At 71.2% G+C, this 25,893-nt stretch carries 21 protein-coding genes and 1 riboswitch; of the genes, 8 read left to right on the top strand and 13 right to left on the bottom strand.

Annotated features, from left to right (window positions below; translation table 11 throughout):
• Positions 1–181: 181 nt before the first annotated feature.
• Positions 182–1,462, top strand: a complete 1,281-nt coding sequence (gene clpX, locus ADL12_RS14755) for an ATP-dependent Clp protease ATP-binding subunit ClpX (RefSeq protein WP_062702431.1) — start codon at positions 182–184, stop codon at positions 1,460–1,462.
• Positions 1,463–1,549: 87 nt separating this feature from the next.
• Here the strand turns inward: clpX and ADL12_RS14750 are convergent, their stop codons facing one another.
• From ADL12_RS14750 to asnB, 4 genes are all read right to left on the bottom strand, one after another.
• Positions 1,550–2,629: a diiron oxygenase gene (locus ADL12_RS14750; RefSeq protein ID WP_062702429.1), complete on the bottom strand. Its 1,080-nt coding sequence runs from the start codon at positions 2,627–2,629 to the stop codon at positions 1,550–1,552.
• 88 nt (positions 2,630–2,717) lie between these two features.
• Positions 2,718–3,002 carry a PqqD family protein gene (locus ADL12_RS53970; RefSeq protein ID WP_062702427.1) on the bottom strand — a complete coding sequence of 95 codons (285 nt, stop codon included), beginning with the start codon at positions 3,000–3,002 and terminating at the stop codon, positions 2,718–2,720.
• Positions 3,002–3,865: a hypothetical protein gene (locus tag ADL12_RS14740; protein ID WP_159053170.1), complete on the bottom strand. Its 864-nt coding sequence runs from the start codon at positions 3,863–3,865 to the stop codon at positions 3,002–3,004. Before ADL12_RS14740 ends, ADL12_RS53970 begins: the two co-directional genes overlap by 1 nt.
• Before the next feature lie 14 nt (positions 3,866–3,879).
• A complete protein-coding gene (gene asnB, locus ADL12_RS14735; protein ID WP_208614545.1) occupies positions 3,880–6,072 on the bottom strand; it encodes an asparagine synthase (glutamine-hydrolyzing) in 2,193 nt (730 codons plus the stop codon).
• Positions 6,073–6,585: 513 nt separating this feature from the next.
• On the opposite strand from asnB, the gene ADL12_RS14730 reads away from it, so the two are divergent.
• Positions 6,586–8,400: a M28 family peptidase gene (locus tag ADL12_RS14730; protein WP_159053169.1), complete on the top strand. Its 1,815-nt coding sequence runs from the start codon at positions 6,586–6,588 to the stop codon at positions 8,398–8,400.
• A 13-nt stretch (positions 8,401–8,413) separates the two neighbouring features.
• Here ADL12_RS14730 and ADL12_RS14725 read toward each other — a convergent pair whose 3' ends face one another.
• The 6 genes from ADL12_RS14725 to ADL12_RS14700 form a co-directional block, all read right to left on the bottom strand.
• Positions 8,414–9,841 (bottom strand): amidase, encoded by a 1,428-nt coding sequence (locus tag ADL12_RS14725; RefSeq protein ID WP_062702420.1) that lies wholly within the window; start codon positions 9,839–9,841, stop codon positions 8,414–8,416.
• Positions 9,834–10,085 (bottom strand): hypothetical protein, encoded by a 252-nt coding sequence (locus tag ADL12_RS14720; RefSeq protein WP_062702418.1) that lies wholly within the window; start codon positions 10,083–10,085, stop codon positions 9,834–9,836. The genes ADL12_RS14725 and ADL12_RS14720 overlap by 8 nt, the downstream gene beginning before the upstream one ends.
• On the bottom strand, positions 10,082–11,407 hold the full coding sequence (locus ADL12_RS14715; protein ID WP_244187905.1) for an LLM class flavin-dependent oxidoreductase: 1,326 nt from the start codon (positions 11,405–11,407) through the stop codon (positions 10,082–10,084). Before ADL12_RS14715 ends, ADL12_RS14720 begins: the two co-directional genes overlap by 4 nt.
• A complete protein-coding gene (locus ADL12_RS14710) occupies positions 11,404–13,494 on the bottom strand; it encodes an FAD/NAD(P)-binding protein (protein WP_062702412.1) in 2,091 nt (696 codons plus the stop codon). Before ADL12_RS14710 ends, ADL12_RS14715 begins: the two co-directional genes overlap by 4 nt.
• 20 nt (positions 13,495–13,514) lie before the next feature.
• Positions 13,515–14,747, bottom strand: a complete 1,233-nt coding sequence (locus tag ADL12_RS14705; RefSeq protein WP_062702410.1) for a tRNA lysidine(34) synthetase — start codon at positions 14,745–14,747, stop codon at positions 13,515–13,517.
• Positions 14,748–14,877: 130 nt separating this feature from the next.
• Positions 14,878–15,090: a hypothetical protein gene (locus tag ADL12_RS14700; RefSeq protein ID WP_159053168.1), complete on the bottom strand. Its 213-nt coding sequence runs from the start codon at positions 15,088–15,090 to the stop codon at positions 14,878–14,880.
• A gap of 346 nt (positions 15,091–15,436) precedes the next feature.
• Between ADL12_RS14700 and ADL12_RS14695 the strand changes: the two genes are divergently transcribed.
• The 5 genes from ADL12_RS14695 (at position 15,437) to ADL12_RS14675 (ending at position 20,858) form a co-directional block, all read left to right on the top strand.
• Complete coding sequence (locus tag ADL12_RS14695; protein ID WP_062702407.1) at positions 15,437–16,387, top strand: nucleoside-diphosphate kinase; 951 nt, start codon at positions 15,437–15,439, stop codon at positions 16,385–16,387.
• Positions 16,388–16,566: 179 nt separating this feature from the next.
• Positions 16,567–17,568, top strand: a complete 1,002-nt coding sequence (locus tag ADL12_RS14690) for a nucleoside-diphosphate kinase (protein WP_062702405.1) — start codon at positions 16,567–16,569, stop codon at positions 17,566–17,568.
• Positions 17,569–17,757: 189 nt separating this feature from the next.
• Complete coding sequence (pdxR, locus tag ADL12_RS14685; protein ID WP_062702403.1) at positions 17,758–19,173, top strand: MocR-like pyridoxine biosynthesis transcription factor PdxR; 1,416 nt, start codon at positions 17,758–17,760, stop codon at positions 19,171–19,173.
• Between the two features lie 131 nt (positions 19,174–19,304).
• A complete protein-coding gene (locus ADL12_RS14680) occupies positions 19,305–19,658 on the top strand; it encodes a hypothetical protein (protein WP_062702401.1) in 354 nt (117 codons plus the stop codon).
• 15 nt (positions 19,659–19,673) lie between these two features.
• Entirely contained in the window at positions 19,674–20,858 is a 1,185-nt protein-coding gene (locus ADL12_RS14675; RefSeq protein WP_062702399.1) for a glutathionylspermidine synthase family protein, read from the top strand.
• Between the two features lie 236 nt (positions 20,859–21,094).
• On the opposite strand, the gene rocD is transcribed toward ADL12_RS14675, so the two are convergent.
• Positions 21,095–22,342, bottom strand: coding sequence for an ornithine--oxo-acid transaminase (rocD, locus tag ADL12_RS14670; protein WP_062702397.1), 1,248 nt, complete (start codon positions 22,340–22,342; stop codon positions 21,095–21,097).
• Positions 22,343–22,504: 162 nt separating this feature from the next.
• A riboswitch (ZMP/ZTP riboswitch) is annotated at positions 22,505–22,601 on the top strand.
• A 31-nt stretch (positions 22,602–22,632) separates the two neighbouring features.
• On the opposite strand from rocD, the gene ADL12_RS14665 reads away from it, so the two are divergent.
• Complete coding sequence (locus tag ADL12_RS14665; protein WP_062702394.1) at positions 22,633–24,081, top strand: glycine hydroxymethyltransferase; 1,449 nt, start codon at positions 22,633–22,635, stop codon at positions 24,079–24,081.
• Positions 24,082–24,105: 24 nt separating this feature from the next.
• Here the strand turns inward: ADL12_RS14665 and ADL12_RS14660 are convergent, their stop codons facing one another.
• Both ADL12_RS14660 and ADL12_RS14655 read right to left on the bottom strand, forming a co-directional pair.
• Positions 24,106–24,810 (bottom strand): hypothetical protein, encoded by a 705-nt coding sequence (locus ADL12_RS14660; RefSeq protein WP_062702392.1) that lies wholly within the window; start codon positions 24,808–24,810, stop codon positions 24,106–24,108.
• Between the two features lie 203 nt (positions 24,811–25,013).
• Positions 25,014–25,643, bottom strand: coding sequence for a hypothetical protein (locus tag ADL12_RS14655; RefSeq protein ID WP_244187904.1), 630 nt, complete (start codon positions 25,641–25,643; stop codon positions 25,014–25,016).
• Positions 25,644–25,893 lie beyond the last annotated feature (250 nt).

The following is a 25,893-nucleotide window of genomic DNA, read 5'->3' as shown; positions in this document are numbered from 1 at the left end:
CGAACACATTGATTCTGTCGCCCTCATCCTGCCATGGTTGCAGCATCGACGCGACGTCGTCTCACCATTCAAAGTCCGTACTGCAGCGGTCGATTGAGCGGCGCGTTACTCAATTGATCCGTGCCGTCGGCCGGTTCGGCGCGCACCTGGATTTCACCAACCGTTCGGAGGGGTTCACCAAATGGCGGTCGCAGGCTCGCACGGCTCCCAACTCACCTGCTCCTTCTGCGAGAAGAGACAAGACCAAGTCTTTAAGCTCGTTTCCGGACCGGGCGTGCACATCTGCGACGGCTGCGTAGACCTGTGCGCCGAAGTGGTAACCGAAGAGAGAAATGGAGCGGGTGCCGGAAGGCTTGCCGGTGGACTTCCCAAGCCACGTGAGATACGGGCCTTCCTGGACACTTATGTAGTCGGCCAGGAACGCGCCAAGCGGTCTCTTTCCGTAGCCGTGTACAACCATTACAAGCGGGTGCGCTTCGCCACGCCCGCCGACGACGAGGTCGAACTGGCCAAGTCCAACATCCTGTTGCTCGGGCCGACAGGTTCCGGCAAGACGCTGCTCACCCAGACCCTGGCGCGCATCCTCGACGTGCCGTTCGCCATCGCCGACGCCACCGGGCTGACCGAGGCGGGGTATGTGGGGGAGGACGTGGACGCGATGCTGCTGAAGCTGATCCAGGCCGCCGACCACGATCCGCGCAAGGCGGAGACGGGCATCGTGTATATCGACGAGATCGACAAGATCGCGCGCCGGGGCGAGGGGCCGGCTGTCTCACGTGATGTCTCCGGCGAGGGAGTCCAGCAGTCGCTGCTCAAGGTGCTCGAAGGGTCGGTGGTCACGGTGGCGCCCCCGAACCGGGGGACCGGTGCGGTCGCGGGCAGCCGCAGCCGCACCGCCCAGGAGGGCATCCAGATCGACACCTCCCACATCCTCTTCATCGTCGGCGGCGCCTTCGCGGGGCTGGAGCAGATCATTGAGGCGCGCACAGGGGCGAAGGGCATCGGCTTCGGCGGCAGCGTGCGCTCCCGGCAGGAGGCCGCGACGGACGATCTGTTCGACCAGGTCACGCCGGAGGACCTGGTGAAGTTCGGCATGATCCCGGAGCTGATCGGCCGCCTTCCCATGATCACCTCTGTGGGCCGGCTGGACCGCGAGGCCCTGCTGCGCATCCTCACCGAGCCGAAGAACGCGCTGGTGCGCCAGTACCGCAGCCTGTTCCGACTGGACGGTGTGGAGCTGGACTTCGAGACCGGCGCGCTGGAAGCGGTCGCTGACCAGGCGATCAGCCGAGGCACGGGCGCCCGGGGTCTGCGTGCCATCCTCGACGAGGCGCTCATCTCGGTGATGTACGACGTGCCGTCGCTGCAGGACGTGGTCCGGGTGACGGTGACGGAACGCACGATCCTGAAGGGTGAGGAGCCTTTGCTGGTCCGGGGGGACGGCTCGGTGCACAGCGGTTGAGTCGCGGGACGGGCGGGGCCGGGGAGTGAGTCACCCGGGCCCGCCCGTCGTCGAGGGAGGGGAAGGACGAGGCGGTCGGCGGGGACGTCAGTCCAGCAGGCCGTGCGCCGCCAGTTCGGCCTGGGCCGCCCGGTCGTCGAAGGCGCCGAGGTCCCGGAAGTAGCGGCGGGTCTGCTGTGAGGTCGCCCGGAAGTGGTCGGCGAGCACCTCGGGGGTGTACACCTCGGCGATGACCTGCTCGACGTGGTCCTTCGACAGCCCGTAGCCGGCCAGCTCCTCGCGCAGCGCGTCCAGGTCCGGGCGCAGGAAGGCGTCCATCAGGCGGGGCACGAGCCGGCCCGCGGTGCGCCGCTCCGCCTGGTCGAGCTGGGCCCACAGGCGTTGCAGGAACTGGGCGAAGTAGGCGTGGTGGCGGCCCTCATCCAGAGCGTGGTCACGGATCGTCCCGGTGACGGCGGGGACCACCTCATCGCGCTGCGGCATATCGGCGAGGCTCGCGGAGATCAAGGTCTCCGAGACGATCACGAAGAGCAACTCGGCCAGCGGTCGGTCGGCCCCCGGCAGCTCATCGAGGATCTCCTGGAGCCGGCGCAGGAAGAAGGGCTCGTCGGGCAGCCGTGGTTCGACGCCGGTCGCCCGTCCTGCCTGGGCGGTGAGATCCGCCGAGAACAGAGCGTGGTAAGCCTCGTCGCAGTACATCTTGTACGCGTCCAGGCGCATCTCCTCGGGTACGGCGACCCCGACCGACCCATGGGCGATGCCGAGCACCGTGCGGTTGACGACCAGGTACTCCAGCTTCGCGGTGAAGTCCAGGTACCGGTAGAGGTGCTGGACCAGCACCTCCTGGAACCGGTGCTCGGGCAGCGCGCGGACCAGAGGGTGCCGGGTCACCGGCACGAGGTCCGGCGGGAACAGCCGCAGTCCCGGTTCACCGTCCCCGGAATCGAGCACCCGCCGCGGTGAACTGCGCACACTGGACCGCTCGTACCAGGTGCGGAACGGGCTGCGGTACGACGGGAGTTCGGGCGGCTCGGGACGCTCGGGGGCCTCCTCCGGCCGCCGGCCCTCCGGCTCCCCTTCGACAGCCCCGCCGGGCCCCCGCAGCAGCCGGCGCGGACAGTACGACAGCGCCGAGCAGCCGACGAACATCCCTACGGTCCCGCACATGCCGTCCCCCTCTCACCACGGCCGACGGCGGTAGGGCTGCCCGCGGAACGGCCCTCGGCGGGCCGCCGCGAGCCAGTTGTGCCCGAGGTCATCGAACGACCTCCACGACCCCGTGTCCCACCAGCTGGGCGGCGAAGCCGACGGTGTCGTCCGTCGCCTCGTCGACCGGGACGCCGTACTCCTCGGCGAGCCCGGCCGCGATCTCCGCCAACGTCGAGACGCCGTCGATCCGGCGGAAGATGGCCTGTGCGACCTCGTCCAGCTCCAGCGCCTGGTCCTGCACGGCGATATACAGCTTGCCCCGGTATTTGCGTGCGCGGGCCTCCATACGGCGCCGCAGCACATTGCCCGGAGTCAACTCCAGTTCCCCCATCAGTGAATCTCCACCTCGATCGACAGATCCCTGCACCGCTGCACGGTCCGCGTCACCCAGGCATCGGGCGCCCGGGGGTCGAAGTCCCGCATGGTCTCCACGGCCCAGTACTCCTGGTACGGCAGCTGACTGGGCCGTACCTCGCGCAGCCGCCGGGCACGCCACTTGGGGATGGGTGAGCCGTACGCACCGTGGCTCTCCAGCAGCGCGTCCACCACATGCCCGAAGGCCTTGCGTGCCGACAGCACCGCGCTGTCGACGTCGTCGGCGGCGAGCTGGCCGAGCGCGTCCTCGATCGAGGAGTCGGCCTCGGCCAGGGAGCGGGCCGTCACGAATGCCCGGAACGCGGTCTCGCCCAGTTCCTGCCGCCTGCTGCGCACCCACGACGTACCGCTGAGCGTCAGGCAGGTCGCGAGCCGCTCCAGGAACAGCTCCTCGGCGTCGGTCAGCGCGCGAGCCGTCGAGGCGCCCTCCTCGAACCGGTCCCAGGCCACCTTCGCGAGCATCTGGTCGACCTGTACGTCCACCCAGTACTTGATCTCCCAGCGCCGCCCGTCGACGTACTCCACCACGGCCGGAACCGAGGCCGGGCGCAGCGGGACGGGGATGGTGCGCACGCTCGGTCCGTGCCAGGGACCGTGGGCGACGATGTTGAAGTCGTAGTCGCTGCTGTCGTTCGCCCAGCCGCGGGCCACGGAGCCGACGCAGAGCACGGCAAGATGATCGGCCGGCAGCAGCCGGCGGCTCTCCAGCCCCTCCAGGCAGTCGAGCAGCGTCGTGCGCAGCGCGGACCGCTCCCACGGTCCATGGACCAGGGTGGCGTCGGTCCTCCGGGGCGCCCGCCGCGCGGTCGCCTTCCTCACCGGGCCGTACCCCGTCATCCGGCGGGGACCGCATGCGAGAGCAGTCCCAGCTCGAGCGCCTCGGCGACCAGCGGTGCGACCTCGTCGGCGGCGACCCCGAGACCGGTGATGAGATCTCCGTACGACTGCTTGCCGTCGAAGGCGTGCAGCAGCCGGAGCCAGCCGGGGTTCTCGACCTCGTCGAGGACGTACTCGATACTGCCGTTCACCACGAGGTACCAGACGGCCGGTTCGTCCGCGGAGTGCAACAGCAGGACATCGTCGGTGAGCCGCAGCACGTGCTCCGGCTCGACCTCCGGGCGGCGCACCACCCGTGCCTCGATCGACGCCCGCTCGACCGCCCAGTCCGTCACCGGCACGCCCTGCGGTACCGGCGCCTTGACGGTGTCGACGAGTGGCGCGGGCAGGTCCGCCGTCATCCGCTCCAGCAGCCCGAGGTTGACGACGCGCAGCAGCAGTTCCACATGGCCGGCCGACGGATCGCGCTCCAGCCGGCGCAGCTGGGCGCGCACCTCGTCGGTGTCCAGGTGGTGGCGGGCGGCGTCGGAGTCGAGGGCCTCCTCGAGCAGCCGGTCGCCGTCCTGGGCCAGCATCCGCACGAAGGTGCGGTAGGTGTGGTGCTCGCCGTCGCCGTAGAAGAAGGGGCCCTTGGGGCGGTCCACCATCTCGGGCGGCAGGATGCCGGACATGGCGCGGCGCAGGATCTGCTTGTCCCACACCAGGCTCGGCCGCAGCTCCTCGGGCACCGCCGCCACCAGCTCGACCAGGCGGTGGTCGAGGAAGGGCACCCGGGCCTCGATGCCGTTGCCCGCGGCGGTGCGGTCCTCGTGCCAGCAGTTGTAGAGCTGGACGTCGCGGTACTTCCAGCGGAACAGCGCGTGATAGGGGTCGCCCGCATGTCCGCCGGCCGCCTCACGCAGATAGCGGGCACTGACCGGCGAACGGCCGGCGGCGTCCCACCAGGCGCCGAGGTCGGGGCGCCGGGCGCGGTCCCGGGCGACGCCCATGCCGGCGACGTTGCGGACGAAGTCGGGCCACTGTCCGCCGCCCGCGATGGTCTTGGAGTAGCCGCCGTTGAATTCGTCGGCGCCGCCGCCCAGCAGCATGGCCTTGATCTCGGGGGTGTGGGCGCCTACGTAGCGGTACATCTCGTACTTGTAGAACGTCTCGGGTCCGGCGAGCGGCGTCTCCAGCAGCCACAGGTGCCGCTTCCACTCCTCGACGCCAGGGGTGTGCGCGGTGTCCAGCAGCACCTGGTGATTGGCCAGGCCCAGCGCGGCGGCGATGGCGTGGGCGGACTCGGCGTCGCCGTTGCCGAGAGTGGAGCCGTTGAGCGCGGTGTACGTCTTGGGCTTGACGCCGGCCAGTGCCGCGACGGCGGCCGAGTCGATGCCGCCGCTGAGGAAGAGGCCGATCTCGACATCGGCCATCTGGGACTCCTCGACGCTCTCGGCCAGGAAACGGCCGTAGTCGGCGACGAGTTGGGACTCGGAGGCGGCCGAGTCACCGGCCTCGAACGAGGGGAAGTCCCAGTAGCGGTGGGTGGAGATGGAGCCGTTGGTGAGGTCGACGGTGACGATGGAGGCCGCGGGGACGAGTTCGATGCCCTTGAACCAGGAGTGGGCCGGGCTGTCGTCCGTCACCGGCGCCATGCTGAGCATCTGGTCGCCCAGCGCCGCGTCCCAGTCGAGTTCGCGCGGGCAGGACGGGTCCTGGAAGAGCGCCTTGACCTCGGAGGCGAAGACGATCCGCTCGCGGTCGAGGTGGTAGAAGAGCGGCTTGATGCCGAACCGGTCACGGGCGAAGACCAGCCGGTCGTGGTCGCGGTCCCAGAGCACCAGGGAGAACATGCCGCGCACCTTGTCCAGGAAGCGCAGCCCGTCGCGGCGGTAGAGGTGAAGCAGGACCTCGCAGTCGGAGCGGGTGCGCAGCCGGGTGCCGGCGGGCAGGCCGGCCGCGAGCTCGCGGTGGTTGTAGATCTCGCCGTTGGCGATGAGGACCAGCGCCCCGTCGTCCGTGGCCAGTGGCTGGGCGCCGCCCTCCGGGTCGACCAGCGAGAGCCGCACGAAGCCGAGGCCCAGCGGGCCGGACCGGAAGTACGTCTCGTCGTCGGGCCCGCGATGGGCCAGGACCCGAGCCATCCGGCGCAGCAGTGCGTCCGTGCCCTCACCAACGGGTCGGCCGTCGACCCGAGCAATCCCGGACAAGCCACACATACAACTACCTCGCTCGCTGCGGAGTCGGATCGGAGGAAGGGAGGGCCGGCATGGGGCCGCGCCCGGACATTGCCGGGCGCGGCGGTCCGTGTTCCGAGCGGGGCTCAGGCCACGACCTTGAGGACGGTGCCGGAGGTGACCTCCTTGGCAGCCGGCTTGGTGTACTTGCGCATCGCATTCACCTCCCCCGCGAAAAATTGCGAATGACGGATAACGGGAATCCCGCAGTCGCGCATTCGTCGATTCCGACGCTGGGAATGCAACAGGTGAGCCGTCGGGCCGTCAAGGCCCACATGAGACAGTTCAACGTTCAACCGGAGCTGTCGAGTCGGCATACTCGCAGGTGGATGGGGGTGCATCTGGAACGCAATGAGGCCGATAGGGCGTCCAGGCAGGCGACGACATGAGACAGATCGGCGATTGCCGTGATGCCTCGCGGCTCTGTATAGATGTCCGAGTAGATGGGTGAACCGGACCGGACCGATATTCTCGGGAGTGGCTTTCGTGGGTGATTCACTGGTTTCGCGGTTGCTGCACTTCATACGGATCGACGACGTCATGGACCACGTCGCACGAGTGAGCGCCCACGACCGCTACCAGGCGTCGCTCGGCCTCGAACGGGCCGCCGGGACGGTGGCCGAGGCGGCCACCGCGGCCGGCCTGGAGGACGTCGGCGTACAGCGCTTCGCCGCCGACGGCCGGCCCCAGTGGTGGACGTTCCGGGCGCCCGTCTCCTGGACCCCGCTGAGCGCACACCTGACCGTGTTCGCCGGGTCCGGCCCAGGCGCGCCCGAGGTCTGGCACGCCGATCACGCGGAGCAGCCCTTCACGGTGGCGACGTACTCCGCCGCCACGCCGCGGGGCGGGACCGTCGCCCGCCTGGTGCCGGTCGGGGGCGACGATCCCGTCGGTCCCGCCGTGTCCGGCGCCGTCGCCGTGGTGGACCGGGCCGCCTTCGTACGGGGGTCCCTGCTGCGGGAGCTGACGGCGGCGGGCGCGCTCGGCCTCGTCACGGACGCGCCGTGCAAGGGCGGCGAACCGGACCCGCATGTCGGCCGCATCGAACTCCCCCCGGACAGCCGGCTGTTCGGCTTCAGCGTCACTCCGGCGATGTTCCGCGCGGCGCGCGCGGCCGCCGAGCGGGGCGCGACGGCCCGAGCCGAGGTCACAGTGGACCGTACGGCCGCCATGCCGGTCGTCAGCGGGTTGCTGCCCGGTGACGAGACGGCCGGGGAGATCTGGCTGACGGCCCACCTGTGCCATCCGCGACCCGGCTCCAACGACAACGCCTCCGGCGTGGCCGCCCTGCTCGGCATCGCCGCGGCCCTGTCCCGGGCCCGGCGCGCCGACTCCCGCCACGGCACGCGGCGCCCGATCCGGTTCTTCTGGGGCGCGGAGTTCCTGGGCAACGCGGCGGTGCTGCACGGGCGTTCCCAACCGGGCGGCGGCGGGCTGCCGGACGCGCTGATCAACCTGGACATGGTGGGTGAGGACCAGACGCTGTGCCGCTCACCGTTCGTCGTCGAGCGGCCGCCCGAGACCACGCCGACGCTGCTCGGGCCGCTCGCCGAGCACGTGGTGGAGCAGGTCTTCGCGGCCACCGCCGACAGCCCCGGCACCTGGAGCCCGTCACCGTTCCTCGGGTTCTCCGACCATGCGCTGTACGCCGATCCGTCGGTGGACCGCCCGGCCGTCCAGTTCTGTCATCCCGCGGACCGCTTCAACCACTCGGCGGGCGACTCGCCCGACAAGGTGTCCCCGGTGGAGATGACACGCTCCACGGTGGCCGGGGCCGCCCTGGCCCACCTGCTGGCATCGGACGGCCCCGATGCGGCCACCCGTTCCGCGGTCGTGGAGCGCTGGTACGGGCGAGAGCGGCAGGCGGTGTCGGAACTGCGCCGCGGCACGCCGGACGGGTGGGGGAGCGGCCTCGCCGAGCACGTGGCACGCCGGGGTGCCGCACTGCGCGCCCTGGCGGCCGGGGCGTCGGTGACGGAGGCCGGGGCCCTTTGCGAGCCCGACGGTGCGCGGGCCTCCGACGGCCGCGCGGTGCACCGACGCTGGCCGGGTCCCCTGAACCTGAGGGCGATGCTGGGCGAACTGCCGCCCGCCACCAGGACGGTCCTCACCGGGATGATCGCCGAGGACAAGCACCACCTGTCGGTCCTGTTCAACCTGGCGATCCGGGCGAACGGCCGGCGCGACCGTGACCGGATCATCACCGAGACGTCGTACGGCCTGCGCCGCCCTCTGGACCCGGACACCACGGCCCGCCTCTTCGACGCGTTGCTGGAGTCGGGCTGGCTGACGGAGTCCTGAACCCGGCGCGTCGTCAGGCCGGTCGAGGCACGGCCGCCGGCCTGCGCGCCGCATGCCCGGTGATCGCTTCCACCGCCGCCCCCACCCTGAGTACGGTCGCTTCGTCGAACGCGCGTCCCGCTATCTGCATCCCGAGCGGGAGGCCGGTGCCGGACAGCCCCGTCGGCAGGGCGAGAGCCGGGTGACCGGTGACGTTGAAGGGGATCGTCTGCATCGCGGTGAGCTCGCGCGGTGGCGGCCAGTCCGTCGGGAACGCGTCCAGCCGGGGCGCCGGGGACAAGCCGGTCGCGGTCACCAGCACGTCGTACCGGTCGAAGACGATCCGCTGCACGGCGTCCGCCAGCTCCTGCCGCAGCCGCAACGCCTGCACCAGGTCGGCCGCGCTCAGCCCGGCCGCGGGGGCGATGCGCTGGTAGGTGTAGCGCCCGTACGCGGTGGGGCGCCGCCTCAGTTCGGCCTCGTGGATCGCGTATGCCTCGGCGGCCATGATGACGCGCCCGCACGCGTTGAACCGCCCGTACGGCGGGAGTTCCACCTCGTCCACCAGGGCACCGCTCTCCCCGAGCTCCGCCAGGACCCGCTCGATGGCCGCCGTCACCTCCGGCGAGGTGGCCGGATCGTCCCGGAACCAGCCCGGCGAGTAGGCGATGCGCAGCCCGCGCACACCCTGCCCGAGCCCCGCCACCAGGTCGGGCACCGGCCGCCGGACACTGCCCGGGTCGAGAGGATCGTGCCCGGCGATCACCTGGGTGGCGAGCGCGGTGTCCGCCACCGTCCAGCCCAGCGGGCCGATGTGGTCCAGCGCGTACGACAGCGGGAACGCTCCCCGCCGTGAGACCAGACCGTACGTCGGCTTCAGCCCGACCGTCCCGCAGTGACAGGCCGGTCCGCGCACCGAACCGCTGGTGTCGGAGCCGATCGCGACCCGCACCAGCCCCGCCGCCACGGCCGCGCCGGCACCCGACGAGGACGCGCCGGTGAAGTGCTCGGTGTTCCAGGGGTTGCGGGCGGGCGGGAAGGGCAGCTCCGGGCTCGGACCGCCCAGCGCGAACTCGTGCGTGGCCAGCTTGCCGACCAGGACCCCGCCACCCGCGCGCAGCCGGGACTCTACCTCGGCGTCCTCGTCCGGCACATGCTCGGCCATCAGCCAGGAGTGGCTGGTGGTGCGGATGCCCCGGGTGTCGAAGATGTCCTTGAGCGCGTAGGGGATCCCGTGCAGCGGCCCCCGGTCGAGGCCGGACGCCAGCTCGTGGTCGGCGCGGTCCGCGTCCTTGAGGGCACGTTCCTCGGTGACCGTCACGAACGCGCGCAGCGTCGGGTTCAGCGCCGCGATCCGCTCCAGTGTGTACCGGGTCAGCTCGGCCGAGGTCAGGGCGCCCGAGCGCAAGCGCGCACCGGCCTCGGCGACGGACAGCTCGTGCAGGGCGCGCGGGTCAGACATCCTTCGTCCCCTCGTCGTCGCCCGCCCGCATCCGGTACACGGCCGAGGGCTCGCTGCCGACCGGTCGGTCAGCCATGCGCAACAAGGGGGTGAGCGCCATGAGTTCGGCGTACGAGGCGACGGTCCCGGCCCGCCACTCGGCAGGCACCGGCAACCCCGCGCGCGCCATCACCCGGTCGAACTCCGCGGCGTGATCCCGCCCGGCCGGCGCGTCCTGCCGGTCCTGCCCGGCCGGCCCGCTCACCGGCCCGGCCTCGCGAGGCCGAGGTGGTCGCGCAGCGTCGTCCCCGTGTACTCCGTGCGGAACAGGCCGCGCCGGCGCAGCTCGGGCACCACGAGGTCGACGAAGTCCTCCAGACCACCCGGCAGATACGGCGGCATCACGATGAAGCCGTCCACCGCCCCGCTGTGGAACCAGTCCGCGAGCTCGTCGGCGACCGACTCGGGCGTGCCCACGACCTGCCAGTGTCCCCGGGACCCGGCCACCCGCTTGTAGAGCTGCCGGACGGTGAGCCCCTCCTCCCGCGCCATCCGTACGAGCAGATCGCGCCGCGACCGACCCGAGTTGGACACCGGGATGTCCGGCAGCGGCCCGTCCAGGTCGCTACCGTCAAGGTCGGCATGGCCCAGCTCGCTGGAGAGCAGCCCGAGACCCACCTGAGGGTCGATCAGATCCTGCAGCCGCTCCACCTTCTCCTCCGCCTCGGCCCGGGTACGGCCCACGAAGGGGAAGACCCCGGCCAGGACCTTCACGCCCTCGGGATCGCGACCGAGTTTCTCCGCCCGCGCCCGCACGTCCTCGGTGAAGGCCAGCGCCTGCTCCCGGGAATGCTGCGCCGTGAACACCACGTCCGCGGTCGCGGCGGCCAGATCGCGGCCGGTGTCCGAGGACCCCGCCTGCAGCGTCACCGGGTGGCCCTGCGGGCAGCGCGGCATGTTGAGCGGTCCACGCACCGAGAAGTGCTCCCCGTGGTGGTCGAGCGGCCGGACCCCCGCGGGGTCGAAGAACCGCCCGGCCGCCTTGTCCCGCACCCAGGCGTCGTCACTCCAGGTGTCCCACAGGCCCTTGACCACCTGGGCGAACTCCTGCGCCCTGGCGTACCGGACGCCGTGCTCGGGATGCTCGGGCAGACCGAAGTTGTAGGCCTCGTACGGGTTCTGCGAGGTCACCAGGTTCCAGCCGGCCCGACCCCGGCTGATGTGGTCCAGCGAGGCGAGCATCCGGGCCGAGTGGTAGGGCTCGTTGTACGTGGCGGAGATCGTGGCCGTCAGCCCGATCCGCTCGGTGACGCCGGCCAGCGCGCCGAGCAGGGTGAGCGGCTCGAACTGGGCCACGTACCGGATGGCGGTACGGCTCAGCTCCGCCGTGTCCCCTCCGCGCATGGCCGAACTGTCCGGCAGGAAGAGGAAGTCCAGCTTGCCGCGCTCCGCGGTGCGCGCCAGCTCGGCGTAGTGCCCGATGTCCACCCCGGCGTCGGCGGGCACCTCGGGGTGCCGCCACGCCGCGACGTGATAGCCGGTCGGGTAGAGGAAGGCCCCGAGGCGCATATGAGGGTGCCGTGTCACTGCGTGGTCCGCCCTTCGGGATCAGGGGCTGTGGGATGGGGTGCGGCGGGGTCGGTTGCCGCCGGGGTGCGCGCGGGCGGGACCTGCGCCATGCGCTGCGCCGCCTCCTCGGCCCAGTCCGCGGCGACGGCGAGGACCGAGCTGTTGGAGAACGGCCGGGCGGCGCTCTGCTGGAAAACCCGGAGTCCTTCGGCGGGGGCACCGAGGAAGGTGAGCCGGGGTTCGGTCGAGCCGTCGGGGAGTACGGGGTGGAAGCGGTCGGTGAGGTCCAGCGCGCCCGGCACGAAGTCGTCGGTGCCGGCCGGGCCACGGTTGCGCCAGAGCCGTACCAGACCGGCGTCCAGCAGCGAGCGGTACAGCGGCAGCACGTCACGGCGGGGGTCGAAGGGGTGCACCCGGCCCTCCACCACGGCGTCCACCGACCGGATGACACCGGTGCACCCGCCCGTCACGGTGAACGCCGCGCCGTCCTCACTGCCCGGACGCACTGCGGGCTCCGGCCCGACCGACAGGTCGAGCAGCCCCGCGTCCAGCAGTGCCAGCACCTTGCGCATCGGCTCCAGGCCCGCGCCGTTGGAGAGCCGGTTGTAGTGGCGCAGATGGTTGCGGACGAAACGCCGGTGGGAGTCGGGGGTCAGCCCGCCGAAGTCCACGGCCGCCCCGAAGACGGCGCGCAGATCGCGCCAGACCCCGTCGCAGGCCGCCTTGACCGCGTTGCGCAGGTTGCCCTCCAGGGCGTCCCGGTGATCCCGGCGCAGATAGGCATCGACCCGTCGGGCCCAGTCGGCCCCGTCGTCCCCACGCCGGGCCGAACCGGCGGGCAACGGATCGAGCAGCACACGCCATGCGAACCGACCGGAGTCCTCGTCGGCCCCGTCGTTGCCGTCCCTCTCACCGAGCGGTCTCTCCAAGGCCCGGACCAGTGCGTCCGCGCCCTCCTCGCCCCACGGTCCGCGCCCCGCCAGGAAGTCGCGGTACGCCGGCGTGACCGCGTCGTACAGCTGCCGTACGGCCGCGTCACCGCGCACGGTGCGATGGTGCACCCATGCCATCTCCAGGCAGACCAGCGGGAAGAGATGCTCGTCGAAGTCGAGGGGACGGCGACCGTCCGGAAGGCGCACCCCGACCCGGGAGCGCAGAGCGCGTACCGCGTCGACCGTGAAGAAGACGCCGGTGTGCTCGAGCCGGGCCGGATCGCCCACCTTGGCGTTCAACGGGCGGCCCGAAACCGGCACCCCGCTGGGGCTGACGGCGACGATGACCGACGGCTCGCGGCCGGTCGGTACATAACGCAGCCCGTGCGGCGCCGCGTCCCCGTCGGCCACGAAGACACCGCCGCGCCCCTCGGTGAGCTGGAGGAAGACGTCGATGGCGGTCAGCCCGAGCCCGCGCACCAGTACCGGCCGGCCGGGCCGCACCGCCCGCTCGTCCAGCCGGTCGGCCAGGGGATACGGCGTCGGCACATACCCCGCGTGCGCCGCGAGCCGCTCCTCCTCGCTGCCCGGCGCGGGGGTGTTCCAGGAGTGGCCGGTGACGAACAGGATCTCGTCGGCGGCGAGTTCACGCCCGTCGGCGGATCGCAGCAGGAAACGGTCGCGGTCTTCGGCGCGGGCGCCGGTCCGCGTCACGTCCGTGACCTCGGTGCCGCGCAGTTCGACCGTGACCCCGGGCACGCCCCGCAGCCGCTCCACGTACCGCAGGAACAGCTCGCGCAGGGCCAGCCCGTGGACATAGCGACGGGGCACCTCGTGCGGGCGTAGCGCGAAGTCGGGGTGCTGGGTGCGGGCGTGGCGCTCGGCACACCACTCCTGGAAGGTGGGCCGCAGCCGGGCGGGCAGCAGCTTGCGGGGCGGGTCGCTCGACTCGTCAGGGGCGAAGGCGATCTGCCCGGCGACCCGGTTGAGATAGCCGGTCTGCGGCTGCGCATCGCTGTGCACCTCGCCCGCACCCGCCCGGCCACCCCGCTCGAAGACCACAAGCCGCACCCGCGCGGCCGGCGGCGCCTCGGGCAGAACGGCCGCCAGATGCGCCAGGGCGTAGGTGCACATGGGGCCACCGCCGACCACGACGACGCAGTGCGCGGTCATCTCCTTGCCGTCCCGCCCGGTCAGCCGGCGGTCGGCTGCGCGCCGCCGAGCATCTTCTGGAACCTGCGCAGCAGGGGAAAGGGAACGGTCCGCTCGACGTGGAAGCCGAGCTGCTCGTTGTACGTGTACTCGACCGGGTCCTTCATGCTGAGCTGCGACAGCCCGTGGGCGACCTGCTCCAGGTAGCCCGGGAACTGCGACTGAAGGGCGTAGACCACGCTGTAGTAGAGGTTGCGGCCGAGCGAGAAGCAGGGGTAGCGGGCGTCGTAGTTCTCCAGCGAGTACTTGGGGAAGCAGCCGTCGATGATGCGCTTGGGGCACAGCCACAGCGGCAGGACGAGCGTCGTGTCACCGATCTGCCGCTTCGGGAAGGCCGCCGGCTTCAAGCCCGTGGTGACCCGGAAGAGGTTCTCGCAGACGATGTCCTCGAGGTTCACTCCGGTCGCGATGTACGACGTGCCGATGTCCCGGGCCGCCTTGGACAGCGCGAGCCGGATCATCAGCGTGCCGAGGAACTCGAAGTCGTCGCCCTGGAACTCGCGCTCGAACCGGTCGATCAGATCCACCGAGTCGGCCGGAATGCCCAGCAGTTGCTTCACCTCATCGGCCTCGATCACGGTCAGTTCGAGACCGTATTTCTCGCACAGCGCCTGTGCGCGCGGCACTCCGGCGTCCCAGTCCGGAATTCCCTTGAGGATCACCGGATGGACGGTGATGCCGTGATCGGACAGCTGACTGAGGCCGTACAGCAGGGCATTGCTGTCACCGCCGCCGCTGACGCCGACGACCAGGTCGGCGCCCGCGGGCACGTTCGCGCGGACTGTGTCGCCCACCCGGTCGGCGATGATCTGCCGGCACTCCTCGGGGCTCAGTTTCTTCAGGAAGGACTCGGCGGTGCCGGTCTCGTTGTCGAGACGCTGGTAGATGTACTCAGTCGCCTCTTCACCCGGGTGGTCGCTCTCGATCGTCTTGAAATCCTCGATCGAGAAATTGAAGGGGTTCACGTTCCGATTGAAATAGAGCAGGATTTCGGATGTGTCCTCGAACTCGGCCAGGGTGCGGTCGAGTGACGGCGAAAGACGCAGGTCCCCGCCGGATTCCGGAACGGCATAGGCTGCGACCGCGGACCACGGGACGTGGTTCCGGCTGAGGATGTCGATGAGGCGCTCGTCGGCTGCGCCGCTCAGCGGCTGCCGGCCGTGCGAGGTCACAACAGAAACCGTGGGCAGCGCGCGGGACGAAGAGTCGGTCATGACCTTTTCCTATCCAGCAGTAAGGGTGGGCCGGTCCGCCGTTTTCGCGGGCGGTGTGAAAAGCGTGGATGCGGAACGAAAGGTGCCGGGTGGGACCGCCGGCGAATCGGCGGTCCCACCCGGCGTTTGATTACTGGGCGCCGGTCTCGCAGCTCGCGCCGGTGATGACCTCGAGGCCGTGCTTCGAGGCCGGCACGAAGGAACCGGCAGCGCGGAACGCCTCCAGCTCACGGACGCCCAGGACGGCGCGCTCGGCGGCAACCCCGGAAGGAATGAGCTCGACGACCTCATTCTTCAGGTTGAAGTTGCTGCTCTGCACAGCGGTGGAAACAGCGTTACGCATGTGGACCACCCTCCTTAATTCGATGGACGGGAGGAATTTCCCGCAGTCGGAGGTTAGCCGGATGCCGGTCGAGGCCGTCAAGGCTCAGAGTGGGCCGCCGAACACTTCTGACCTGGGAAATTTCTTTACCCATGACATCTTGACCAAGCGGGGGTGTGTCCGAATTGACCCTCGACGTCCTTTCCGGTGAGTGATCTCGGCGCATAATGCGGCGAACTTGTCTCGCCTGGAGGAGGGCTCGGGCTGCGATTCCAAAATCGCGTCTCACGTGATCCGGTCCTGAAATGTGAACCTGCTAGCATCCGGGCGACGGCAGCATTCGTAACCGGCACCGGGGGAAGGTTCGATGGCAACGCTCGACTGGTCGACGCTGACCCGCAGTCAGACCAAAAGAGATCTGTACGCCCGTGAGACCTACTTCCGTGAAGGTCTGTGCGACGCCGAGGAGGCGCTCGGCGCCGGGGGCCTCGCCACCGTACTGCGGGACACGGCCCTGCTGATGGTCAAGCCGGACGGCCTTGCGGCAGGCAAGCTGCCCCCGGTCCTGGAGTACCTGACCGAGCACGGCTTCACCCCCGTGGCCGTACGGGAGTTCCGCTTCCAGCCGTTCCACTGGCGCGAGCTGTGGCGCTACCAGCTCACGTCGGCCACGCTGGACCGGCTCGCGGTCAACGAGTCGCTGCTCGGGGCGGGCCCCGCGCTGTTCCTGCTGCTGCGCGGTGAGCCCGGCCATGAACTCCCCGGCACCGTACGGCTGTCCACGCTCAAGGGTTCGGCCACGCTGGAGGCCCAGAAGCCCGGCACGCTGCGCAGCCTGCTCGGCCAGCCGAACCGTGTCCTCAGCTATGTCCACGTCGCCGATGAACCGGCGGACCTGCTGCGCGAACTCGGCCTGCTCTTCGACGTCCCAGCCCGCCGGGCGCTGCTCGACAGCCTTGCGTGCGGCGCCCTCACCGCCCAGGACAAGGACGCCCTCGACCAGGCCCTGGAGCGCTTCGCCGCCCCCACCCGCTCCCTGGCCTCAGCCGACGCGCTGAGCAGGGTGGCCGAGTCGGTGGCAGCGGCCGCACCGGGCCCGGCTGCCGAGTCCGCGCGCCACGCTCTTCAGCGTATGGAACGGGGCGAGCGCATCGGGTGGCGCGCATTCCTGGCGGACCTCGACGCGGCGGGGGCATGCCCCGAGCGCTGGGACCTGGCCGTGCTCGGCACGTACTTCATCGTGTACGACGAGCCGGGGCACCCCAAGGTGCTGGCCAATCCCGAGCCCGAGTCGTGGAAGTCGGACGCCGGGTTTTGACGGCGCACGCAGACTGCGGCGACGCGCAGGGACGTGCGAGGGGGAGCGAAGCCGCCGCGCCGCGCCGCGCCGCCGGCCGCCGCGGCATGACGGCGGCGAAGCCCGTGGCCCCGAGACCATGACCGACAACCCGTAGTTCCTTGTTGTCCGTTCGCAGCGAGCCGGAAGAGAGAGACCGCATGACCAGCGCACCCCCCGCACGCGACAGCCGGATGCCGGGCGAGGAGCTGTGGCCCGCCCTGACCGTCTCGGCCACCAAGACCGAACTCTTCGCCGAGGACCTCTACTTCCGCGAGTGCTGGTCGGATGCGCTCGACGTCATCGGCGCGTCGGACGGCTCCGGATCCGCTGAAGCAGCCGCGACGACCGCCGCCGAGCTCGCGCCCCTCGGCCTGTTGAGCTTCAAGTGCGACGGCATGGCCGCCCGCCGCGCCGACCGGACCCTGCGCTACCTCGCCGACCAGGGCTTCAGCATCATCGGCAGCGCTCGAATCCGGCACAACCGGCACTCGATGCGCGAGCTGTGGCGTTACAACTGGCACGTCTACACCACCGACCGGCTTGCCCTGATGACGCTGATGCACAGCGTCACCGACTCCCTGCTGCTGATCGTCCGCGACGACCGGTACGACCCCGCGGTACCCGGCTCGGTCCGGCTGGCCGACCTCAAGGGCTCGGCCGACCCCGAGGCGCGGGGGCCCGAGCACCTCCGTACAGTGCTCGACCCGCCCAACAAGATCATCAACTTCGTCCATGTGGCCGACGAGCCGGCGGACATCGTCCGTGAGGTCGGCATCTTCCTGGACCGGACGGAGCGCCGCGCGCTGCTCACCGAGGTACGCCAGGCCGACGCGACGACGGCCACCCGGCGAGCCTTCGAGGAGGTGGCCCGGCTGGAGGCCACGTTCCCGTCGAACGACTTCGATCTTGACGCCGCCCTCAAGCGTGTCGGGGCGGCGACCGCCCCGGAGTCCCTCGCCCGCATTCGCTCCGCCGTCGCCACGGGCACCCGGCTCACCTGGGACGAGTTGTGCTCCCTCCTCGACCCGGCGGCGCCGGACGTCGACACCTGGGACTTCGTCCGCATCGCCACCGAGGTCCTCGACGCCGACCGCCCCGCCTCGGCGGACCTGCTGCCGCCGAGCTCGGCGGCCCAGTGGCGAGCCGCGGCCACCGGCTGACGGGACACACCGGTCCGCGCAGAGGCGGGTGAGGGGGCGCGGCAGCAACGGGGCCAGGCACGCCCGACCCGGGTGACCGGGCTCAGCCTGTACGGTGGTGTGTCCGGCGTCGACACCGCCCGACCGGGCACTGCCACCCGCGCTCACCGGGAGCGGTGCGGTGGTGGCCCTGGAGTAACGTCGGCTTTCATGACCGAACACCGGGGCACGTCGCGCAGCTGTGCACTCGGCGTCGACCTTCACCTGGAGCCGACCGGTCCCGGCCTGCGCAGGGGCCTGTCCGACGCCCTGCGGGAGGCAGTCCGAACGGGCCGTCTCGCCCCGGGCACCCGCCTGCCCTCCTCCCGTTCCCTCGCCGCCGACCTCGGCATCGCCCGCAACACGGTCGCCGAGGTGTACGCCGAACTGGTGGCCGAGGGCTGGCTCACCGCCCGCCAGGGCTCGGGCACACGGGTGGCCGAACGGACGGTGATCCCACCGACCGGCTCGGCACCGGCCCCGCGTGAAGGCGCCCGCCTCGCCCACGACCTGCGCCCCGGCACTCCCGACCTCGCCGCCTTCCCCCGCACGGACTGGCTCAAGGCCGCCCGCCGCGCCCTGGCCTCGGCCCCGCACGACGCCCTCGGCTACGGCGACCCGCGTGGCCGCCTGGAAGTGCGCACCGCCCTCGCCGGCTACCTCTCTCGCGCACGGGGCGTGCGCGCCGACCCCGAACGCATCGTGGTCTGCTCGGGTTTCGTGCATGGCCTGCAACTGCTCGGCAAGGTGCTGAAGGCGCGCGGGGCGCGGACAGTGGCGGTGGAGTCGTACGGCCTGGCGAGGCAGTGGAAACAGCTGACGGCGGCCGGTCTGGCCACCGTCCCCCTTCCCTTCGACGAACTGGGCACGAACCCTGAGGAGTTGACGCATGAGAGGGCCGGGACGGCCCGGGCGGTCCTCCTCACCCCCGCCCACCAGTTCCCCATGGGAGTGCCCCTGCATCGCGACCGCCGCACGACGGTGGTGGACTGGGCGCGCCACACCGGCGGACTGGTCCTGGAGGACGACTACGACGGGGAGTTCCGCTACGACCGCCAGCCCGTCGGCGCACTCCAGGGTCTGGACCCCGACCACGTCGTCTACCTGGGCACGGCGAGCAAGTCCCTCGCCCCCGGCCTGCGCCTGGCCTGGATGGTGCTGCCGCCGACGCTGGTGGAGGAGGTGACGGAGGCCAAGGGCGGCCTGGACACCTGCGGCGCCCTGGACCAGCTGACCCTGGCGGAGTTCCTCACGTCCGGTGCCTACGACCGCCATGTCCGCGCCGCCCGGCTGCGTTACCGGCGCCGCAGGGACGCCCTGGTCACTGCCCTGGCCACCCACGCCCCTCACCTCCAGGTCACCGGCATCGCGGCCGGCCTCCACGTCGTACTCCGCCTACCGCCCGGCAGGGAACAGTCCGTGGTCCAGGCGGCGACCTGGCAGGGCCTGGCCCTCCACGGCCTGACGTTCTACCGCCACGAGTCCGCCGCGGTGGAGCCCCTGGACGCGCTGGTCGTGGGGTACGGGACGCCGCCGGACCATGCGTGGGCGGGAACGCTGAGGGCGTTGTGCAGGGTGTTGCCGTGAAAAGCCTTTGGGTGGCAGCCCGCTGGCGGGGTCGAAGGCAGCCCCGTACCGGGTGGGGCCCTGCCCGGCCCGCTCCCAGCGATCTCTAGGCTGTCCCCCGAACGACAACCGGATCATCGGGGGAGATGCACATGGCGGAAACACGACGCAGGCTGCGCTCGAGCACGGTCGTGCTCGGCGGCATGGGAGTCGTAGCGGCGGCCCTGACCTCCTGCGGCTCGGAACCCGACCGCCGCTGCGTCGACCGCGACAGCTACACCTACGAGGGCTACAGGATCATCGCGGACAAGAACTGCAACTCCGGCAGCAGCTCCAACTCCTCGTACGCCAAGGGCGGCAAGAAGAAGACCACCGGCTCCGACGCCGCCTGGTACTACGACGCCGACACCGACGACGGCCGCGCCGACTTCGGCACCTTCAGCCGCAGCGAGGCCGTCGACCGCGGCGGCTTCGGCTGCTCGGGCTCGGGCAGCAGCGGCGGCTGAGCAGGAGCCGTACAGATGGAGCGCCGCACGATCGAGCCCCGCCCCGGCTGGCAACAGACCGTCGAGGAACAGGGGCTCATCTACCCCCTCACCCGCTACCCCGACAACTCCCTGCGCCCGTACTGGGACGAGAGCGCCCACTACGTCTTCTCCCTGGAGGAGATCGAGGCGCTGGAAGAGGTCGTCGAGGAACTCCACCGCATGTGCCTGACGGCGGCCGAACACATCGTCACCTCCCGCCGCTTCGCCGACCTCGGCATCACCGACCCGCGCGTCGCGGACGCCATCGCCGAGGCCTGGCGCCGGCGCGCCGAACTCCCCTCCGTCTACGGCCGCTTCGACCTGCACTACGACGGCACCGGCCCGGCGAAACTCCTGGAGTACAACGCCGACACCCCCACCTCGCTGGTCGAGGCCGCCTCGCCCCAGTGGTTCTGGATGGAGGAGCGCTTCCCCGGCGCCGACCAGTGGAACTCCCTCCACGAACGACTCGTCGCCGCCTGGAAGAAGCAGTCCGCCCTGCTCCCGCCCGGTGCTCCTCTCTACTTCGCCTACTCCTCCGCCGACGAACTCGGCGAGGACATGATGACGGTCGCCTATCTCAAGGAGACCGCGGAACAGGCGGGCCTGGACACCAGCTGGATCTCCATGGAGGAGATCGGCTGGGACCGTCTCTCCGGCCGCTTCGTCGACAACCAACTCCACTTCATCCGCAGCTGCTTCAAGCTCTATCCCTGGGAGTGGCTCACCACCGACCGCTTCGCCGACCACGTCCTCGACACCCTCGACAACGGCGGCGGCACCGGTACGACGCTGTGGATCGAGCCCGCCTGGAAGATGCTCCTCAGCAACAAGGCCCTCCTGGCCATCCTCTGGGAGCTCTACCCGGACCACCCGAACCTCCTCCCCTCCTACCTCGACGGACCGAGGGAGCTGGCGAGCACGACGGGCTATGTCGCCAAGCCCCTGCTGGGCCGGGAGGGCGCGGGCGTGACGGTCCACGAACCCGGCACCGAGGCAGCCCTCCGCGACGAGCCCTGCTGCTACCAGCAGTTGGCCCCACTCCCCGCCTTCGACGGCAACCACGTCGTCCTCGGCGCGTGGGTCGTCGAGGACGAGTCGGCCGGCCTCGGCATCCGCGAGTCGTCCGGCCTGATCACCGACGAGTACGCCCGTTTCCTGCCGCACGTGATCCTGTAACGGCCGTACGCGGAAGGCGAGTCGGGCGATTTCGGCTACGGGGCAAAGGCCGACGTCACGCCAGCTGTGGCGCGACCTGTGCCGCGGCCGGCCACCGCATCGACAGCCGCTCACAGCGCCACACCCCCGTCGCGCACACACCGGCCCCGCCCGTCGACCGGATGCTCGCCCAGCACCGTCAGCAGGCCTCTCGTCACGCGAGGTCGCAGACACACCGCCCGGCGCCGCGAACCGGTTCACATCCCGAGCACCCCCCGCAACTGCGCGAGCCCCCAGTCCAGATCCTCCTTCCCGATCACCAGCGGCGGCGCGATCCGGATCGTCGCCGTGGGGGCACCGCCCACGCCCTTGAGGCTGTGGGGGAGGGTGTCCTTGACCAGCACACCCCGGTCCATCAGCTTCTCCGACACCTCCCGCCCCGTCCCGTACTCCCGGGCGATGTCGACCCCGGCCCACAGACCGCGCCCCCGCACCGCCGTCACCCGCCCCGTCCCGGCCAACAGCCCCAGCTCCCGGTGCAGATGCTCGCCGAGCTCCGCCGCCCGCGCCTGGAACTCGCCCGTCCGCAGCATCGCGATCACCTCCAGCGCCACCGCACAGGCCAGCGGATTCCCGCCGAACGTCGAGCCGTGCTCGCCGGGCCGGAACACCCCGAGCACCGCGGCGCTGGACACCACCGCCGACACCGGCACGACCCCGCCCCCGAGCGCCTTGCCGAGCACATACACATCCGGCACCACCCCCTCGTGCTCGCACGCGAAGGTACGACCCGTGCGCCCCAGCCCCGACTGGATCTCGTCCGCCACGAACAGCACGTTCCGCTCCCGCGTCAGCTCCCGCACCGTCGGCAGATAGCCGGCCGGAGGGACGAGAACCCCCGCCTCGCCCTGGATCGGCTCCAGCAGCACGGCGACCGTGTTCTCCGTCATCGCCTCCCGCATCGCCGTGAGGTCCCCGTACGGCACGATCTCGAAGCCCGGCGTGTACGGACCGAAGTCCGCCCGCGCCTCCGGGTCGGTGGAGAAGCTGATGATCGTCGTCGTACGCCCGTGGAAGTTGTTCGTCGCGACCACGATCTTCGCCATCTCCGCCGGCACGCCCTTGACCCGGTACCCCCACTTCCGGGCGGTCTTCACCGCCGTCTCCACCGCCTCCGTCCCCGTGTTCATCGGCAGCACCATCTCCATGCCGCACAGCTCGGCGAGCTGCTCGCAGAACGCGGCGTACCGGTCGTGATGAAACGCCCGCGACGTCAGCGTCACCCGCTCCAGCTGCGCTTTCGCCGCGTCCAGGATCCGCCGGTTGCGGTGCCCGAAGTTGAGCGCCGAATACCCGGCCAGCAGATCCAGATACCGCCGCCCCTCCACATCCGTCATCCAGGCCCCGTCCGCCGTCGCCACCACGACCGGCAACGGGTGATAGGTGTGCGCGCTGTGCGCGTCGACCGCGGCGATCAGGGATTCGGTGGTGCTCGACGTACTCACGGGGCTCTCCGTTTCCGCCACCACGAGGGCTCGTGCTCCGGCAGTCACGAGGCTCGTGGCCACTGTCCATTTCCGGCCGTACGAGTGCTTTGCGGCCCCTTCCTATCGTTGCTCGCATGGTGGACGCGGGACCATGCGACGTCGGCGCGCCCGGTAGGCTGATCGGCGGGCCGTGACTGGCGCGCTGGGATGGAACAACCATCGGGGAGCGGCTCCTGGACCGAGTCCAGACCGAGTGCCGTGCGCCTGGGCCGTACCGTGATCGCTGCACACGACGTCCGGAGGTCCCCATGTCAGCCGAGCCCCTCTCCACCGAGTCCACCGCCTTCCGTGCCGCCCTCGACGTGATCCGCGCCGTCGAGCCGCGCGTGGCCGACGCCATCGGCCAGGAGGTCACCGACCAGCGCGAGATGCTCAAACTGATCGCCTCCGAGAACTACGCCTCCCCGGCCACCCTCCTCGCGATGGGCAACTGGTTCAGCGACAAGTACGCCGAGGGCACCGTCGGCCGCCGCTTCTACGCCGGCTGTCGCAACGTCGACACCGTCGAGTCCCTCGCCGCCGAGCACGCCCGCGAGCTCTTCGGCGCCCGCCACGCCTATGTCCAGCCCCACTCCGGCATCGACGCCAACCTCGTCGCCTTCTGGGCCGTCCTCGCCGCCCGCGTCGAGGCCCCCGCCCTGGAGAAGGCCGGTGTCCGCCAGGTCAACGACCTCGCCGAGGCCGACTGGGCCGAACTGCGCCGCGCCTTCGGCAACCAGCGCATGCTCGGCATGTCCCTGGACGCCGGCGGCCACCTCACCCACGGCTTCCGCCCGAACATCTCCGGCAAGATGTTCGACCAGCGCTCCTACGGCACCGACCCCACCACGGGCCTGATCGACTACGAGGCGCTGCGCGTGTCGGCCCGCGAGTTCAAGCCGCTGATCATCGTCGCCGGCTACTCCGCCTACCCCCGTCTCGTGAACTTCCGGATCATGCGCGAGATCGCCGACGAGGTCGGCGCCACGCTCATGGTCGACATGGCCCACTTCGCCGGTCTCGTCGCCGGCAAGGTCCTCACCGGCGACTTCGACCCGGTCCCGCACGCCCAGATCGTCACCACCACCACCCACAAGTCGCTGCGCGGCCCGCGCGGCGGCATGGTCCTGTGCGACGACTCCCTCAAGGACCAGGTCGACCGTGGCTGCCCGATGGTCCTCGGCGGCCCGCTCCCGCACGTCATGGCCGCCAAGGCCGTCGCCCTGGCCGAGGCCCGCCAGGAGTCCTTCCGCGACTACGCCCAGCGCATCGTCGACAACTCCCGGGCGCTGGCGGAAGGCCTGATGCGCCGGGGCGCGACCCTCGTGACCGGCGGTACGGACAACCACCTGAACCTGATCGACGTCGCCTCCTCCTACGGCCTCACCGGCCGCCAGGCCGAGGCCGCGCTCCTCGAGTCCGGCATCGTCACCAACCGCAACGCCATCCCGTCCGACCCCAACGGCGCCTGGTACACCTCCGGCATCCGCATCGGCACCCCCGCCCTGACCACCCGTGGCCTGGGCACCGCCGAGATGGACGAGGTCGCCGCCCTCATCGACCGCGTCCTCACCACCACCGAGCCCGGCACCACCAGCAAGGGCGCCCCGTCCAAGGCCCAGCACGTCCTCGACCCGAAGATCGCCGACGAGATCTCCCATCGCGCCACCGACCTCGTGGCCGGCTTCCCGCTGTACCCGGAGATCGACCTCGGCTGACAGTCGCACGATGCGCCAAGGACGTCACAGGTCCAGGTCGATCAACTCCTGTCGTGGCTCCTCCCGCGGCGGTCCGACTCCCGGTCGGGCCGCCGCGCGGCGTATCAGCAGCGTGCCGCCGACGCCGGTCGCGAACCCGACGGCCAGCCCTGCCACCGCCCACCCGGGATCACCCATGACCGGGCCGGGCCGGTCCCCGGCGGCAGCGACCTCGACCCGCCCGTCCTCCGTCTCACCGAGCAGTCCCGCCAGGTCCGGCCGCTCGAAGACGGAGCGCGGAGCCCGATGCCAGCGGATGTCGTCGTCCTCCACTTCCGGCGCGAGATCCGAGCGCACCCAGGGTGTGCCGTCCGCGGTCACGAACAGTTGGTCCTGGCGCTGGACGGCCACGTCCCCTCCCGGAGGCCGGTTCGTCTGCGGCCAGCCGCCGACCCCCGACAGTCCCCAGACCACGGTGATCCGCATCGGTGGATGACGTCCCTCGACCCAGTCCTGCGGCACTCGCTCCGTCCCGACGTAGGTCGGCTCCAACAGCTGCCACAGGCGGGCGAAGGCCTGCTCGCCGGAGCGCAACGCCGTCGTCCGTCCCGTGCCGCCCGCGACGACCATCGCCACATCGGGGACGTCGCTGCTCTGCGTCGGCGCCGCTGCGGCGGTCGCCGCCGCCCCGCACAAGGCCGTCACCGCCCCGCACAGGGCCAGCGTGGCCGACACCGGCCCGAGCAGCATGAGCCGCGCCCTTCCTCCTCCGGTCCTCTCTCTGCCTCGTGTCCCCATCGGTCCCCCTCCACGTCTCGTCAGCCCCATCCGTCCCCACACAGGTCCCATCCGTCCCCACACAGGTCCCATCCGTCCCCACGCCGGTCCCGTCTGTGCCCACGCCGGTCTTTATCCGTCCCTGCCGGGCCGTCCAGGCCTTCCCTGGTCGGCCTTCACACGTCGCGCAGCTCCTGCCTCGGCCCCGGCTCACCGCGCAGGCGGCCCAGCGGCAGGCGCGCGGTGAAGGGGCGCAGTAGCAGCGCAAGCACCGCCCCGGCCGCCGCGCCCGGCAGGGCCCACCACCAGTCGGTGCCGTCACCTGACCCTGACCTCGGCCCCGACGCCTGGGCCGGGGACGCCTCGGTCGCCTTGTCCGCAGCGTCGGCCGAGGCCTTCGCCCCCTCGCCCGTGCCGTACACCTCCCATGCCGGCGGGAAGATCGCTGCGCTTCCCCCAGCCGAGGTCTTTCCCATCAGGCCCAGCTTCTTGAGCAGGGCGCGCAGCTGGGCCGGGTGATCGGCGCGATGCCAGGTGCCGTTCGACGTCCGGTCCAGGTTGGCCGCCGTGTGTATCCAGACGTCCCGCCCGTCGTAGATCGGGAAGACCCGGTCGAGGCGCCAGGGCGTCACGTCGTGGAGCATCCAGGTGACGTTGACCTGGCGGGCTGCCGTCAGGCCGGCCTCGGGCGGCTTGTCACGGGTGCCCGTGCCCGGTGTGCCGAGCAGCTGCTCCAGCTCTGCGTACTCCTCGTCGGAGTAGTACAGCGAGGCCGTCTCCACGCTCTCCGGTGAGACCAGGAGCACGCTCGTCGGTCCTCCGGCCGACGCCGGCGCGGCACTCCACACCAGGAGGGCCAGAGCCGCCGCCAACGCTCCTGTCAGCGCCGCCAGTTCACGGCACCCGCCCCGCCAACCGGCCCTGCCCCCGCGTGCCCCGTCTCCCGAGCAGCCGGCCCGCTGTCCCCGCAGTCGGTCTCCCAAGCGGCCGACCCCATGTCCGCACATCCGAACCCCCAAGCCGAGCGATCCCCGTGCGGCCCGTCCCCGAGCCGCA

The sequence above is a fragment of the Streptomyces regalis genome (assembly GCF_001509475.1).
Taxonomy (GTDB): domain Bacteria; phylum Actinomycetota; class Actinomycetes; order Streptomycetales; family Streptomycetaceae; genus Streptomyces; species Streptomyces regalis.
This window is presented reverse-complemented; position numbering and strand designations above follow the sequence as displayed.

Bases quoted from the DNA above. Each gene is read 5' to 3' on its own strand.
- clpX (WP_062702431.1), top strand. From the start codon at position 182: ATGGCGGTCGCAGGCTCGCACGGCTCCCAACTCACCTGCTCCTTCTGC.
- ADL12_RS53970 (WP_062702427.1), bottom strand. From the start codon at position 3,002: ATGGGGGAACTGGAGTTGACTCCGGGCAATGTGCTGCGGCGCCGTATG.
- ADL12_RS14710 (WP_062702412.1), bottom strand. From the start codon at position 13,494: ATGACCGCGCACTGCGTCGTCGTGGTCGGCGGTGGCCCCATGTGCACC.
- ADL12_RS14700 (WP_159053168.1), bottom strand. From the start codon at position 15,090: ATGCGTAACGCTGTTTCCACCGCTGTGCAGAGCAGCAACTTCAACCTG.
- ADL12_RS14695 (WP_062702407.1), top strand. From the start codon at position 15,437: ATGGCAACGCTCGACTGGTCGACGCTGACCCGCAGTCAGACCAAAAGA.
- pdxR (WP_062702403.1), top strand. From the start codon at position 17,758: ATGACCGAACACCGGGGCACGTCGCGCAGCTGTGCACTCGGCGTCGAC.
- ADL12_RS14705 (WP_062702410.1), bottom strand. From the start codon at position 14,747: ATGACCGACTCTTCGTCCCGCGCGCTGCCCACGGTTTCTGTTGTGACC.
- ADL12_RS14675 (WP_062702399.1), top strand. From the start codon at position 19,674: ATGGAGCGCCGCACGATCGAGCCCCGCCCCGGCTGGCAACAGACCGTC.
- ADL12_RS14680 (WP_062702401.1), top strand. From the start codon at position 19,305: ATGGCGGAAACACGACGCAGGCTGCGCTCGAGCACGGTCGTGCTCGGC.
- ADL12_RS14690 (WP_062702405.1), top strand. From the start codon at position 16,567: ATGACCAGCGCACCCCCCGCACGCGACAGCCGGATGCCGGGCGAGGAG.
- ADL12_RS14725 (WP_062702420.1), bottom strand. From the start codon at position 9,841: ATGTCTGACCCGCGCGCCCTGCACGAGCTGTCCGTCGCCGAGGCCGGT.
- ADL12_RS14750 (WP_062702429.1), bottom strand. From the start codon at position 2,629: ATGTGCGGGACCGTAGGGATGTTCGTCGGCTGCTCGGCGCTGTCGTAC.
- ADL12_RS14665 (WP_062702394.1), top strand. From the start codon at position 22,633: ATGTCAGCCGAGCCCCTCTCCACCGAGTCCACCGCCTTCCGTGCCGCC.
- ADL12_RS14660 (WP_062702392.1), bottom strand. From the start codon at position 24,810: ATGCTGCTCGGGCCGGTGTCGGCCACGCTGGCCCTGTGCGGGGCGGTG.